We start from the raw sequence: 15,000 nt of genomic DNA on the forward strand, positions 1-15,000 counted from the left end.
TTGTCCTGCAGGGACGGACACGGTAGGGAGGCCTTCGAAAGGCCTCCCTTTTGTCTCTTTATCTTTGCAGAGGTTTTATGATACATTAGTTGAAAATAAACGTCGGGTGGAGGAGAAAACGCGATGAAACCGAATCTTCGGCAGGCATGGGAGAATCAGGTACTGGTCGGTGACGGCGCGATGGGTACTTATTTATATCAAAAAGGATTTCCTGTAGGCATTTCATATGAAGAACTGAATTTAACCTCTCCGGAGGTCATCGGGAACGTTCATCGCCAGTATGTTGAGGCTGGTGCACAGGTCATCGAGACCAACACGTTCTCAGCCAATTATGACAAGCTGTCCAAATACGGCTTGGAGGCGAGGGTAGGAGAGATCAACCGCGCAGGCGTGAGAATTGCGCGTGAAGCCGCCGGCGATCAAGGATATGTGGTGGGAGCGGTCGGCTCCATTCGGGCAGGCAAAAGAAGCAATATTTCCACGAGCGAGCTCAAGCGTTACTTCGAAGAGCAGCTGTCCGTACTCATCTCCGAAGGCGTTGACGGCATCCTGCTCGAGACGTTCTACGATGTGGATGAAATGCAATTGGCTTTGGCGCAGGCACGGATGCTGAGCGACCTGCCGGTGATCTGCCAGTTCGCGGTGGAGGATATTGCCCGCACGCTGGACGGCTTCACGATGCCGGATGCATACCGCATATTGAGCCATGAAGGCGCGGACGTGATCGGGTTTAACTGCCGGACGGGGCCGAACGGCATCATGCGCGCGCTGGAAACCCTGAACGGCATCATGAATCTTCCGGCTTCGGTCTACCCGAATGCGGGAATCGCCGATTATGTGGACGGGGAATACCGGTATGGCGCGAGTCCCGAGTATTTCGGGAAAACGGCCCTGGAGTTTGCGGATCGCGGCGCCCGCATTATCGGCGGCTGCTGCGGGACGACGCCGGAGCATATCGCGGAAATTTCCTCGGCGCTATCCGGCTACGTTCCTTCGCCGCTCCCTGCCGTCGAAGAGGCGGAGATCAACCGGATCGTGATTCACGAAACCGCCCAGGAGCAATTCTACGAGCGCAGCGGGGAGCCGACGATTGTCGATATCGTAAAGGAACGGCATACGGTTATCGTGGAGCTGGACCCTCCGAGGGATTTGGATATCACCAAGTTCATGAAAGGCGCGGAAGCTTTGAAAAAAGCGGGAGCCGATGCGCTGACCCTTGCGGATAACTCGCTGGCCGTAACCCGCATGAGCAACATGGCTCTCGGACATCTGGTACAAGCACGCACGGGACTGCGGCCGCTGATCCACATTGCTTGCCGCGACCGGAACCTGATCGGGACGCAGTCGCACATGATGGGCTTCGACGCGCTCGGCATCGATCATGTGCTTGCGGTGACGGGGGATCCGGCCCGTTTTGGGGATTTGCCGGATTCCAGCTCGGTTTACGACATGACCTCGTTTGAAATCATTCGGATGATCAAGCAGCTGAACGACGGCATTGCTTTCTCCGGAAAGCCGCTGAAGCAAAAAGCCAAATTCGTTGTCGGGGCAGCGTTCAATCCGAATGTAAGACATCTGGACAAAGCGGTTGCCCGCTTGGAGAAGAAGATTGCTTCGGGCGCCGATTACGTCATGACGCAGCCCGTTTACGATCCCGAGTTAATGGTTAGGCTTCGGGAAGCGACGGCGCATCTGGATATTCCGATCTTCATCGGCATCATGCCGCTGGCAAGCGGGCGCAATGCCGAGTATTTGCACAATGAGGTGCCGGGCATTCAGCTGTCGGACGAAGTCCGCAGCCGCATGGCGGGACTTGAAGGCGAAGCGGGCCGGGCGATGGGCGTCAAGATCGGCAAGGAGCTGCTGGATGTTGCGACAGATCATTTTAACGGCATCTATTTGATGACGCCGTTTATGTTCTATGAAATGAGCGTACAATTAATGGAGTACGTCTGGGAGAAATCGGGCCGCCGATTGACCCCCTTGTTTCATTAATAATTATCAATTACAATAGTGTAATGGATGTGATTCCGATGTCATTGAGCATGACCGGATATGGGCAATCCGTTGTCGATTTTCAAGGCTATAGTATCTCTTTCGAAGTGAAGTCAGTCAATCACCGGTACTGCGAGATCGTCTTTCGCATGCCCCGTGAATGGGCACTCTTCGAGGATTCGCTTCGACGGGCGGTACAGAGCCGGATCGGACGCGGACGGATTGATGTTTATATTAACAAGGAAAACAACGGCGAGTCTCAGGGTGCCGTGCTGAACCATGCCATGGTTCAAGCGTATTTACAGGCAGCCGAGGATTTGAAGTCATACGGAATCACGGGAGATCTGGCGGTGCGGGATATTTTGACGCTGCCAGATGTTCTTGTTACTCCGAGCGGACTTTCCATGGATGAAGCGCAGCAGGGGTTATGGAATGATGCGCTTCTTCAAGGTCTGGAACAAGCGCTTGAGGGTCTGGTCCAGATGCGCAGCAGGGAAGGCGCTTTTCTCGCGAAGGATATCGGGCAAAGGCTTGACCGCTTGCAGCACCTGCACCGGGAGATGACCGAGCTTGCGCCGGAGGTTCCGGCCGAATACCGGAAGCGCCTGCGGCAGCGCATTGAATCCCTTGATGACGGATCGCTTGCTGTTGATGAACATATATTCGGAATGGAAGTCGCTCTGTTTGCTGAACGTTCCAATGTGGACGAGGAGTTGATTCGACTTCACAGCCATTTGGAACAATGCAGGGAGCTGCTTCTTCAGAAAAGCCCTGTAGGCCGTAAACTGGATTTTCTGATTCAGGAAATGAACAGAGAAGTCAATACGATTGGATCGAAAGCCAATCATCTGACTCTGGTAAACCGTGTTGTCGAAATGAAAGCGGAACTGGAGAAGATTCGTGAACAAGCCGCCAATGTGGAATAACCGCAGTTTCATCGGCAAGTAAGAGTCAAATGTATAGGGGGAGCAACCGCACTATGGCAATCAAACTTATTAATATTGGCTTCGGAAACATCGTATCGGCCAATCGGATCATCTCAATCGTGAGTCCTGAATCGGCTCCGATCAAGAGGATCATTCAAGAAGCACGGGACCGTCATATGCTGATTGATGCTACATATGGCCGAAGGACGCGGGCTGTTATCATTACCGATAGCGACCACGTGATTTTATCGGCCGTACAGCCGGAAACGGTGGCTCACCGTCTGTCCAGCAAAGATGACGACAACGACGAATAAGATGAGGAGTACTATGTCTAAAGGATTATTGATTGTATTGTCCGGTCCTTCCGGGGTTGGAAAGGGAACCGTCTGTACGGCACTTCGCAGCCGGGTTCCGGAACTGGTGTATTCGGTGTCGGCTACGACGCGTTCGCCGCGGCTCGGCGAGGTAAACGGCGTAAACTATTTTTTCAAAAGTCGGGAACAATTCATGGATATGATTGAGAACGACCAGCTTCTCGAATATGCGGAATACGTCGGGAACTATTATGGAACCCCTCGAGATTTTGTGGAAGAAACATTAGCCACCGGCAAGGATATTATACTGGAGATCGAAGTGCAGGGCGCGCTGAAGGTCAAGGAGAAGTTTCCGGACGGTATCTTTGTGTTTCTGATGCCGCCGTCGCTGGACGAACTGAAAGATCGGATCCAGGGCCGGGGGACAGAAAGTCAGGCCACGATCGACCACCGCATGTCCGTAGCTGTTGACGAAATCAATCTGCTGCAGCATTATGATTATGCCGTAGTGAACGATGAAATCAATCTTGCTTGCGAGAGAATACAATCTATCATTATAGCCGAACATTGTAAGGTGAGAAAGTAAGCTGTTATTCATAGACGGCGTAAACTTTCAAGTAAATAAAGAAGAGGTGCTTCGACTGTGTTATATCCATCCATTGATGAAATGATGAATAAAGTGGACAGTAAATATTCTCTTGTGGTTGCGGCTTCCCGCCGTGCACGCCAATTGCGTGAAGGAGAAGTCAGCGAGTTGAAACATCCGAAATCCCATAAGTTCGTCGGTGTCGCTCTGGAAGAAATCTATGGCGATTACGTGAAGATCGAGCGTGGAGAGGACTAAGGCTTTTTTTCAACATTCGAATACCATGCGTTAGCGCGCGAAAATGTGACAACCGAAAGGTTGTTATTTTTTTGAGAAGATATGAAAGTACAGCCTTCATACTAATGGAAAGCGGGGGATTGTCATGTTGAACGGAAAAGTCGTCGTACTTGGCGTTACAGGTGGCATTGCCGCGTATAAAGCAGCGACTTTATGCAGCAGGCTTGTCCAGAGGGGAGCGGATGTGCATGTCATCATGACGGAATCCGCCAAGCAGTTCATTCCGGAATTAACGCTGCAGACGCTGACCAAAAACCCGGTTTATAGCGATACTTTTGACGAAAGGGACCCCTCGGTCGTCTCGCATATCCACTTGGCCGACCTGGCCGATCTGGTGCTGATTGCTCCGGCGACGGCTAATATCATCGGCAAGATGGCACATGGCCTGGCGGATGACATGCTGACCACGACGCTGCTTGCGACCACGGCTCCTGTCATGATCTCGCCGGCGATGAACGTGCATATGTACACGCATCCGGCCGTCATGGCCAACATGGAGACGCTGGTTTCCCGCGGGGTGTCCATGATTGAACCCGGAGAGGGACTTCTGGCATGCGGATACGTCGGAAAGGGACGGATGGAGGAGCCCGATACGATCGTGGATGTGGTTGAACGGTTTTTCCAAGGGCGCGCAGCCGAGTCCGCGGCGTCGAATCAGGATGTGGAAAGCGGATCGACAGGCATATTGCACGGCAAAAAAGTGGTTGTCACGGCCGGCGGTACGATCGAGCGCATTGATCCGGTCCGTTATATCACGAATGATTCCTCCGGAAAAATGGGGTTTGCGATTGCTAAAGCCGCCAAGCAGCTGGGAGCGGACGTCCACCTCATTGCGGCTCATACCGATGAAGCCCCGCCAGAGGGGATTCCTGCCGAGAGAGTGGAGTCGGCCCAGGATATGTACGAAGCGGTGCAACGCGTGTTCGATACGAGCGATATCGTGGTTAAGGCGGCAGCGGTCGCCGATTATCGTCCTGCGGAGGCGGCGACGTCAAAGATCAAGAAGCGCGGGGAAACGATGACGCTGGATCTTGTCAAGACCACGGATATCCTGGAAAGCCTGGGACGCCAAAAGACCTCCCAGTTCTTGATCGGATTTGCCGCCGAGACGGATACGGTGGAGCAGTTCGCCAGGGAAAAGCTGAAACGCAAAAATTGCGACCTGATCGTTGCCAATGATGTTACGCAGGAAGGCGCCGGCTTTGGCACGGACACGAACAGCGTTCATATATTCGATGCAGAAGGGCTCGTCCTGCAACTGCCCGTGATGTCCAAGGAGGAAGTGGCCATGAGGCTGTTAACGCTGGCGGCCGAACGGTTGACCGGGAGGTTATCCTGATGGAAATGGCCCGTGTGATTGTGGACGTGCCGTCCAAGGATACGGACCGTCCGTTTGATTATCTGATTCCGGAGGAGCTCCGGCCATGGGTCGAGGTAGGCAGCCGGGTCGGCGTGCCGTTCGGTCACCGTACGCTTCAGGGATTCGTGGTTTCGCTGCATCCCCGGCCCGAGATGGATACGGCCAAAATGAAGCCCATTCAGGAAGTCCTCGATGTGATGCCTCCGCTCTCGCCTGAGCTGATTGAGCTTGGAGAATGGATGAAAGAGCGGTATGCATGCCGTTATATATCCGCTCTTCAATCGATGCTGCCAACGGCGCTGAAGGGAAAAGCCGAGCGGTATATTTCCCTTGGCGAGCCGGACGCGGGCTTGTCGGATGAAAGCGGCGGATTATTCGCGCTCCTCCCGGAAAGCGAATTGGAGCAGGAGATCATCCGGTTTGTCAGTCAGCGAGGCGAGGTGTCGCTCCAGCAGTTAACGCGAGCGTTTCCGGATGCGGCAGCCACCGTAAAAGCGCTGATCGGCCGGGGGCGGTTAAGCGAATTCCAGCAAATCAAGGACAAACTGCAGAAAAAAACGATGAAAGCCGTAGAGCTTGCCGTTTCGAGCGAGGAAGCGCATGTGGCGCTGGCTTCGTTCCCGGCTAAGGCTCAGCGGCAGAAGGAAGTGCTCCAATATATCGTAGAGATGGAGGACTTCCTGCCGATATCGCAGAAGGATCTGCTGCAGACGCTCGGCGTCACCGCAGGCACCGTGAAGGCGCTGGCCGACAAGGGACTGATTACCCTTGAGGATGTCGAAGTGTTCCGCGACCCGTACCGGGGACGGCACTTTACGCCCAGCGCCCCGCTGGCGCTCACGCCGGAGCAGCAGGCGGTGTACCGGAGCATCGTGCGCAAGCTGGATGAACGCAAGCATGGCGCGTTTCTCCTGCACGGGGTAACGGGCAGCGGCAAGACCGAGATCTACCTGCAGACCATTCAGCGCTGCATGGATCAGGAGCGTCAGGCGATTGTCCTGGTGCCCGAAATATCGCTCACACCCCAAATGGTGGAGCGGTTCAAAGCCCGCTTCGGCGACCGTGTGGCCGTCATGCACAGCCGGCTTTCGGATGGTGAGCGCTACGATGAATGGCGCAAAATTAGGGAAGGCCGGGCTTCGGTTGTCGTGGGAGCACGATCGGCGGTGTTTGCGCCGTTTGACCGACTTGGCCTTATTATTATGGATGAAGAGCATGAAAGTTCATATAAGCAGGAAGAAACGCCGAAGTACCATGCCAGGGACGTGGCGATTCACCGTGCCTCGCTGACAGGCGCAGCCGTCATTCTGGGCTCGGCAACGCCTTCGCTTGAAAGCTACCATGCGGCCAGATCGCAGGCTCAGGATGATTTTGCTCCGCATCTGCTGGAGATGCCGAGCCGGGCGCTGGGCAACCAGCTGCCGGCTGTTCAGGTCGTGGATATGCGGGAGGAGCTCCGGGAAGGGAATCGCTCCATGTTCAGCCGCTCCCTGCATGCCGCGATTTCGGCGCGTCTGGAACGCGGAGAACAAACGGTGCTGCTGCTGAATCGGCGGGGGTATTCCACTTTCGTGATGTGCCGGAGCTGCGGATATGTGGCAGGCTGTCCGGAATGCGATATTTCGCTGACCTACCATCAGAAATCGAACAATCTGCGCTGCCATTATTGCGGTTACGCCGCACAGGCCCCGGAGGTATGCCCGGATTGCGGGAGCGAGCATATACGCTATTTCGGTACGGGCACGCAGCGTGTCGAGGAAGAATTGGCCAAGCTGTTCCCAGGGATTCGCGTCATTCGGATGGACGTGGACACGACGACCGAGAAGGGCTCCCACGAGAAGCTGCTGAAGCAGTTTCGGGATAAAAAGGGCGACGTGCTGCTTGGAACCCAAATGGTCGCCAAAGGCCTGGATTTCCCGGATGTCACCCTGGTCGGCGTCATTACGGCCGATTCGGCGCTGAACCTGCCCGACTTCCGGGCGGCCGAGAAGACGTTTCAGCTGCTGACCCAGGTGGCCGGAAGAGCGGGACGCCATCAGCTGCCGGGTGAAGTGGTCATCCAATCCTACACGCCTGAGCATTATTCGATTATTCATGCAAGCAGCCATGATTATTTATCCTTCGTCAAGGATGAGCTGAAGCACCGCAAAGCGCTCCATTATCCGCCGTACTGCAGGCTGATTCTGGTGACGCTGTCGCATGAACAGCTGCCGCTGCTCGTACGACTGGCAGAGAATTTTGCCGCCGCCATCAAAAGCGAATCCGACCGCCGGGGATGGTTCGGAAGCCTGGACCGGTTCGACGCAAGCGCGCTCGATATCCTGGGTCCGGTGGCTTCCCCCATTCCGCGGTTAAAAAATAGATACAGATTTCAATGTATGATAAAATGGCGGGGAACGATGGATGCTGTCTCGCTGGTGCGTTCGGTTGCCGAGAAGCTTCAGGATTCGGCGCGGGACGGCAAGCTCCAAATCAGTATTGACGTTGATCCGCAAATGTTAATGTAATAGCGCATATAATGATGAAAAGCACAAGGATGGTGTCGTAGACATGGCGATTCGTATTATCGTTAAAGAACCGGATGAGGTTCTTCATAAAAAGGCAAAGGAAGTTACTAAAATTACGCCGAACGTTCAAAAGCTCCTGGACGATATGGCCGATACCATGTACGATGCGGAAGGCGTCGGGCTGGCCGCGCCGCAGGTCGGCATACTGAAGCGCCTGATTGTTATCGATGCGGGCGATGAGCACGGCTTGATCAAGATGATCAATCCGGAGATCGTGGAGAGCGAAGGCGAGCAATTCGGGCCGGAAGGCTGCCTGAGTATTCCAGGCTGGAACGGGGATGTTCGACGTGCGGAGAAAGTAACGGTTAAGGGGCTTGACCGCGAAGGCAATGAGCTTGTCATTACGGGTACAGGGCTGCTTGCGCGAGCATTTCAGCATGAAATCGATCATTTGAACGGGGTGCTGTTTACGGAAATCGCCGACCGGGTGTATGAGTATGTTCCGGAACAGCCGAGAAATGAGTTGGAGAACCGATGAATATCGTATTTATGGGCACCCCCGCCTTTGCAGTACCCAGTCTGGAAATGCTGATTGCCGAAGGATACACGATAGCCGCCGTCGTTACGCAGCCGGACCGTCCGCAGGGGCGCAAAAAAGTGCTGACCCCGACGCCGGTCAAGGAAGCCGCCCTTCGTCACGGCATCCCTGTCCTGCAGCCGCAGCGACTGCGGAATCCGGAAGCCGTGGCCGAACTGGCCGAATATAAACCCGATCTGATCGTCACGGCCGCGTACGGCCAAATCCTGCCGAAATCGGTGCTGGATATGCCGGCGCTTGGCTGCCTGAACGTCCACGGCTCGCTGCTCCCCGCTTATCGGGGAGGAGCGCCGATTCAGCGGAGCATCATCAATGGAGAGTCCGTCACAGGCATCACGCTGATGTATATGGCGGAGGGACTCGACACCGGGGACATGATCGCCCGCACCGAGGTCCCTATTGAAGATGATGATACGGCTGGAACCATGTTCGAGAAGCTGAGCCAAGCCGGCGCGGAGCTGCTTCGGCGGGAGCTGCCGCGGCTCGTGAAGGGCAGAGTGGAGGCCGAGCCTCAGGACGATTTGAAGGCAACGTATGCTCCGAATCTGACCCGGGATGACGAGAAGATCGACTGGAGCCGCACTTCCCGCGAAATCTACGATCAGATTCGCGGCCTGGTTCCTTATTCCGGCGGGTTCACGCTGTGGAACGGCGAAGTGTTTAAAGTATGGGCAGCGGCTAAGCCGGACAGCGCCCAGAAACCATCTGGGGATGCGCAGCCCGGGACCGTGCTTGAGCTGCATGAGACAGGGATCGTCGTGAAAACAGGCGACGGTACGCTGACGCTGCTTACGGTTCAGCCTAGCGGCAAGAAGGCAATGGATGCGGCGCAATTCGTCCGCGGGACGAGCCTGACGGCCGGGACGGTGCTGTCGTGAGCGGAAACCGCAGCCCGAAGGGACGCCTGGACTCTCCCCGGGAGCTGGCGATGAATGTATTGACTCAGGTTGAGCAGGAGGGGGCGTACAGCAATCTCCTGCTCAACTCCGCTCTGCAGAAGTCCTCGCTTGCCAAGAGCGACGCGGGACTAGCCACGGAGCTGATCTACGGCACGATCTCGCGGCTGAACACGCTTGATTATTTTTTGGACAAGTTTGTCAACAAAGGGGTGCGGAAGCTTCAGCCTTGGGTAAGGGCGCTGCTTCGCATCAGCCTTTATCAGATCGTGTACCTGGATCGGATCCCGGACCATGCGGTTGTCAGCGAAGCAGTTAATCTGGCGAAGCGCCGCGGGCATCAAGGGATCTCCGGCATGGTGAACGGGGTGCTTCGGAATATTCTGCGTCAGAAGGAAACCCTGGCCATTCCGGAGGATATGACGGACGCCCAGCGCATTTCCCTTCTGCATTCCCATCCGCAGTGGCTGGTGGAGCGCTGGATTTCCCAGTACGGTACGGAGGCAACGGAGGCGATCTGTGCCGCAAACAATGAACCGCCGGCTGTCAGCGTGAGGGTGAACACCACGATGATCAGCCGCGATGACATGCTGAAGTTAATGGGCAGCCATGGCCTGGCTGCTTCCCCATCGTCGGTTAGTCCCTACGGGATTGTCGTTAAGGGCGCGGGCAATATGGCCTTGACCGATTGGTATCGTGACGGGATGATCTCGATCCAGGACGAAAGCTCGATGCTCGTGGCCGAGGCCGTTCAGCCTGAGCCGGGCATGCGCATCCTCGATTGCTGCGCGGCCCCGGGCGGAAAGAGCGCCCATATGGGCGAGCTGATGAAGGACGAGGGCAGCATCGTCGCCAACGATATTCATGCCCATAAAGGCAAGCTGATATCGGATCAGGCCAGCCGTTTGGGACTGGACAGCATTTCGATCGTGACGGGGGACGCGCTGGATTTGGCAGATCGCTTCGAGCCTGCGTCTTTCGACCGAATTTTGCTGGATGCTCCCTGCTCCGGCCTTGGCGTGATCCGGCGCAAGCCGGATCTGAAGTGGGGCAAGTCCCAGGAGGACATCCATGAGATTGCGGCGCTGCAGCTCAGGCTGTTGGAGTCGGTCTCGACCTTGCTGCGTCCCGGAGGGATTTTGGTATACAGCACGTGCACGATTGAACCGATGGAGAATGAAGGCGTGGTATCTGCTTTTCTGGAAGGACATTCCGAATTCGCCATTGCTGAAGACGGCCTTGGAGCCTTAAGCCGGCTGGGCGAGAATTCGCTTGCGCGAGGCGGCGGCATTCAAATCCTGCCCCAGCACTATCACAGCGACGGCTTTTACATTGCCAGACTCGGCAGACGTTCCTCTTAAGGGCGCTTGCCGCCATGACTATAGTCGTATCCCGCCTATGCCGGCGGGTTTTCCTCTTTTACCGTCTCTTTTATTTATGTTAGAATAGGAAGAATGAAAAAAGAGATGCATATGAATGAAATAGGGAGCGTTCGGAAGAATGCTGGCCGGACATCCTTTAAACTAGACAGGTGTGGTGAGAATGAAACCTTTTATATATGATTATTCACTGGAAGAGCTTCAAGCCTGGGCTCAAGAGAACGGGGAGCCTGCGTTTCGGGGAACCCAGATTTATGACTGGCTGTACGTGAAGCGGGTGAACGACTTCGCGGAAATGACGAATCTGTCCAAAGAGCTTCGGGCCAAGCTGGAGCAGGAATTCAGCTTCGTGACCCTGACGGAGATCACCAAGCTGGAATCCAAGGACGGAACGGTCAAGTTTCTGTTCGGCCTTCATGATGACCATGCCATCGAGACCGTCATCATGCGGCATAACTACGGCAACAGCATCTGCGTTACGACGCAGGTCGGCTGCCGTATCGGATGTACGTTCTGCGCATCCACGCTGGGAGGCTTGAAACGAAACCTGACCTCCGGCGAAATCGTTGCCCAGGTGGTTCAGGCACAGAAGATTCTCGATAAAACGGGAGAACGCGTCAGCAGCATCGTGATCATGGGTTCAGGCGAACCGTTTGAGAACTATGAGGCGACCATGAAATTCCTGCGCACGATGATCCATGAAAAAGGATTGAATATCGGCCAACGCCACATTACCGTATCGACGAGCGGCATTGTGCCTAACATCTATAAATTCACCGAAGAGGATACCCAGATTAATCTGGCCATCTCCATTCATGCGCCGAACGATAAGCTGCGCTCCAAGCTGATGCCCGTGAACCGCCGGTTCCCGTTTGACGACGTGATTGAATCGCTTCGCTATTACCAGGCTAAGACCGGACGCCGCATTACGTTTGAATACGCCTTGATCGGCGGAGTGAATGATCAGGTGGAGCATGCCGAAGAGCTTGCGGACGTCATCAAGGATATGAACTGCTTCGTCAATCTGATTCCGGTTAACCATGTGCCGGAACGGAAATATGTTCGCACATCGCGTAACGATATTTTCAAATTTCAACGTGCGTTAGCAGACAAGGGGGTCAATGTGACCATCCGTCGTGAACAAGGCCATGATATCGCTGCCGCTTGCGGCCAGCTGCGGGCCAAGCATATGGAGTTGAGGTGAGAAGATTTGATCAAGACGGTTCATGTAAGCCATGTGGGACGCGTTCGTCCTGTTAATGAAGATTCGGTATTTGTTAGCACATTGGAGCATGGCTATACCTTGGGTGTGGTTGCCGACGGCATGGGCGGCCACCTTGCGGGCGACACCGCCAGCAGGCTTGCGGTAGATACCGTGGCCGCGGATTTGTCCTCTTTGGAGCAGGACATGTCCATGGACGGCGTTCGGGCTGCGCTTGGCGATGCCATATTGCACGCCAATGCAGTTATCTATCAGGAAGCCTCGGCAGATGAGCGGCTTCACAATATGGGCACGACGATCGTAGCGGTGCTGCTGCGAGGCTCCGAAGGTTATATCGGTCATATCGGAGACAGCCGGGCCTACAAAGTCGTTCCCGGACAAGTCATTCGGCTCACGGATGATCACACATTGGTTAATGAGCTTTTTAAGAGCGGTCAGATTACGGAAGATCAACTGGAAACCCATCCCCGGAAAAACGTATTAAGCCGGGCACTTGGAACGGATGTGGACGTGACGGTTGAGCTTACGCCGGTTACGCTCGGGGAAGGCGAAGTGCTGCTGCTATGCAGTGACGGACTCAGCAACCGGGTCAGCCGCGAGCTGATCGGACAAATTTCCGGTTCACTTGACCTTCCTCTGGAAGAAAGAGCGGATCGCCTGCTTCAACTGGCGCTTCTCGCTGGCGGTGAGGACAACATCACAGTCGCAATGTTTGAACATCAAGAAGAGGTTGTCGGGCAACGTATAAAGGGGTGGGATTCATGATCGGACATGAATTGGCTGGTCGTTATAAGATTATCGAACGCATCGGCGGCGGCGGCATGGCGCTGGTCTACAAGGCTCAGGATATTTTGCTGAACCGGAACGTAGCGATCAAAGTGCTGCGCCAGCAGTTTGTGCACGACGAGGAATTTATTCGCCGTTTCCGGCGTGAGGCACAATCGGCGGCTTCATTGTCGCATTCCAACGTGGTCAGCATCTACGATGTGGGCCAAGAGGAAGATGTGCATTACATCGTCATGGAATATATCGAAGGTCAGAATTTGAATGAAATCATTAAAGAACGGGCGCCGTTGCAGGTCGAAGAAGCCGTGCGGATTGCGACCCAGATCTGCGATGCATTGGGGCATGCCCATCATAACCAGATTATTCACCGCGATATTAAACCGCATAACATTCTGATTGGCCGTAACGGGAGGGTCAAAGTTACCGACTTTGGCATTGCCAGGGCGGTCACGTCGACAACCATTACGCAGACAGGCTCCGTCGTGGGTTCTGTGCATTATTTCTCGCCGGAGCACGCCAAGGGCGTCGTGACGGGCGAGAAATCGGATTTATATTCACTTGGTATCGTATTATATCAAATGCTCACGGCCCGTCTTCCTTTTCTGGGCGAGAGCCCGATCAGTGTTGCACTGAAGCATCTGCAGGAGGAATTTGACGAGCCTAGGGAAGTGAACCCGCTCATTCCTCAAAGCGTGGAGAACATCATCCTGAAGTCCATGCGCAAAAATCCGGAGGAGCGTTACCAGTCCGCGGAAGAAATGATGGACGACCTCGAGACGTGTTTGATGCCGATGCGCCTCAATGAGCCGAAGATGGAGTTCGAGGACGATGCCGATTCTACTCTGGTCATGCCGGCGCTCAAAACGATGCAGCGCAGCAGCCAGCATCATCACGACCAAGATGACGATTCGGACGACGATGAGTTTGAGGAAAAGCCAACCGGCAAGCCGAAGAAAAAGTGGGTCAAGCCGACCATCATTATCGGCTCTGTACTCTTATTCCTCGGCCTTATGTTAGGCGTCGTCATGTATGTGAACAATATGCTGGAGGTGCCGGAGGTTAAGGTGCCGCCAGTGGTAGGCATGACGGAGGAGGAAGCGATCCGCGAGCTAGAGGCCCAAGGTTTGACGGTGAATGAGGAAGTCATTCGCGAATATAAACCGAATGTGGATGAAGGCGTCGTGTTTGCACAGGACAAGGAACCAGAGACCATGCTGAAGAAGGGCTCACCGGTTCAGTTATCGGTCGGGGATGCGAAGCCGCTCCCGGAAATGCCGGACCTTAATGGGATGACGTTTGATGAGGCAGTTGCTGCATTAAAAGAGATTGGAGTCAAGGAAACCTCCATCAAGCGATCGTCTGAAAAAAATGATGAAGTACCTCAGGGCAAGATCTTTAAACAAAGCCCGGAAGCCAGTACAAAAATAGATCCAGAAACTGAAGTAATCAGCGTAACGGTGAGCGAGGGCAAGAATTTGGTCCCTATGCCGGGCGTGGTTGGCTTAGAGCAGGAGAATGCCGTCAATATTTTGGAGTCAAATGGCTTTAAGATTGCAGCAATCAAAGAGAGATCTAGTTTTGAAGTGAAAAAGGGCATCGTAATAGAGCAATGGCCGCATGAGGCCAATCAACAAGTTGCACCAGGCTCCGATATCACGCTGTTCGTCAGCTCCGGCTATCCTTCGGACGCGCTCGAGTATAATTACAGCGTACCGGTGTCGCCGAGCGCCGAAGGACAAGAAAGCAAAATCCGGGTGGTCTTCAGCGACGCGCTGGGAGACAACCAGGAAGCCGTAAACAAGACCATTACGACTTCCGAAATGGTACCCGTTAAGCTGCTGCTTGCTCCCGACAAACACGCGACGGTCATGATATTCCGTGACGGCCGCCAGGTGGATACGTACAGCGTAAGCTACACCGACGTCAAGAACGGAACCGTGCCGCAGCCGACCTTTGAGCAGCCGCCTGAGCAACCTGATGTACCGGTGGACACCAACCCGGATGAGGGAAATGGCGAGGACGGTTCGAATGAGGAAGATGATGCTGCTTATCACTGGGATAACGGCAGCGAAGGAAACGGCAAGGGTAAGGGCAAAGGCAAAGACAACGATTAGAAACAAGTCATGAGAACACT

General features: G+C 54.7%; 13 protein-coding genes. All 13 read left to right on the top strand.

Annotated elements, in window-relative coordinates; translation table 11 throughout:
- Positions 1 to 123 precede the first annotated feature (123 nt).
- The 13 genes from RB298_RS10775 (at position 124) to pknB (ending at position 14,980) form a co-directional block, all read left to right on the top strand.
- Complete coding sequence (locus RB298_RS10775; RefSeq protein ID WP_486047041.1) at positions 124 to 1,995, top strand: bifunctional homocysteine S-methyltransferase/methylenetetrahydrofolate reductase; 1,872 nt, start codon at positions 124 to 126, stop codon at positions 1,993 to 1,995.
- Between the two features lie 38 nt (positions 1,996 to 2,033).
- The gene (locus RB298_RS10780; RefSeq protein ID WP_486047042.1) at positions 2,034 to 2,921 is read left to right on the top strand and encodes a YicC/YloC family endoribonuclease; all 888 of its coding nucleotides are present in this window, start codon (positions 2,034 to 2,036) and stop codon (positions 2,919 to 2,921) included.
- Positions 2,922 to 2,974: 53 nt separating this feature from the next.
- Positions 2,975 to 3,235, top strand: a complete 261-nt coding sequence (remA, locus tag RB298_RS10785; RefSeq protein ID WP_006209218.1) for an extracellular matrix/biofilm regulator RemA — start codon at positions 2,975 to 2,977, stop codon at positions 3,233 to 3,235.
- A gap of 13 nt (positions 3,236 to 3,248) precedes the next feature.
- Positions 3,249 to 3,821, top strand: a complete 573-nt coding sequence (gene gmk / locus RB298_RS10790; RefSeq protein ID WP_009592584.1) for a guanylate kinase — start codon at positions 3,249 to 3,251, stop codon at positions 3,819 to 3,821.
- A 57-nt stretch (positions 3,822 to 3,878) separates the two neighbouring features.
- Positions 3,879 to 4,079, top strand: coding sequence for a DNA-directed RNA polymerase subunit omega (gene rpoZ / locus RB298_RS10795; protein ID WP_009592612.1), 201 nt, complete (start codon positions 3,879 to 3,881; stop codon positions 4,077 to 4,079).
- Between the two features lie 124 nt (positions 4,080 to 4,203).
- Positions 4,204 to 5,457, top strand: a complete 1,254-nt coding sequence (gene coaBC, locus RB298_RS10800; protein WP_192572559.1) for a bifunctional phosphopantothenoylcysteine decarboxylase/phosphopantothenate--cysteine ligase CoaBC — start codon at positions 4,204 to 4,206, stop codon at positions 5,455 to 5,457.
- Positions 5,457 to 7,985: a primosomal protein N' gene (gene priA / locus RB298_RS10805; protein ID WP_036665915.1), complete on the top strand. Its 2,529-nt coding sequence runs from the start codon at positions 5,457 to 5,459 to the stop codon at positions 7,983 to 7,985. Before coaBC ends, priA begins: the two co-directional genes overlap by 1 nt.
- A gap of 43 nt (positions 7,986 to 8,028) precedes the next feature.
- On the top strand, positions 8,029 to 8,523 hold the full coding sequence (gene def, locus RB298_RS10810; RefSeq protein WP_015734332.1) for a peptide deformylase: 495 nt from the start codon (positions 8,029 to 8,031) through the stop codon (positions 8,521 to 8,523).
- Positions 8,520 to 9,461, top strand: coding sequence for a methionyl-tRNA formyltransferase (gene fmt / locus RB298_RS10815; protein WP_486047043.1), 942 nt, complete (start codon positions 8,520 to 8,522; stop codon positions 9,459 to 9,461). Before def ends, fmt begins: the two co-directional genes overlap by 4 nt.
- Positions 9,458 to 10,840, top strand: a complete 1,383-nt coding sequence (rsmB, locus tag RB298_RS10820) for a 16S rRNA (cytosine(967)-C(5))-methyltransferase RsmB (RefSeq protein ID WP_486047044.1) — start codon at positions 9,458 to 9,460, stop codon at positions 10,838 to 10,840. The genes fmt and rsmB overlap by 4 nt, the downstream gene beginning before the upstream one ends.
- A 181-nt stretch (positions 10,841 to 11,021) precedes the next feature.
- Complete coding sequence (rlmN, locus tag RB298_RS10825) at positions 11,022 to 12,062, top strand: dual-specificity RNA methyltransferase RlmN (protein ID WP_009592630.1); 1,041 nt, start codon at positions 11,022 to 11,024, stop codon at positions 12,060 to 12,062.
- Positions 12,063 to 12,068: 6 nt separating this feature from the next.
- A complete protein-coding gene (locus RB298_RS10830) occupies positions 12,069 to 12,845 on the top strand; it encodes a Stp1/IreP family PP2C-type Ser/Thr phosphatase (protein WP_009592617.1) in 777 nt (258 codons plus the stop codon).
- On the top strand, positions 12,842 to 14,980 hold the full coding sequence (pknB, locus tag RB298_RS10835) for a Stk1 family PASTA domain-containing Ser/Thr kinase (protein WP_015734335.1): 2,139 nt from the start codon (positions 12,842 to 12,844) through the stop codon (positions 14,978 to 14,980). Before RB298_RS10830 ends, pknB begins: the two co-directional genes overlap by 4 nt.
- The last annotated feature ends 20 nt before the right edge of the window (positions 14,981 to 15,000 follow it).

The organism is Priestia sp. BR_2, from assembly GCF_041954005.1.
Taxonomy (GTDB): domain Bacteria; phylum Bacillota; class Bacilli; order Paenibacillales; family Paenibacillaceae; genus Paenibacillus_AQ; species Paenibacillus_AQ lautus_A.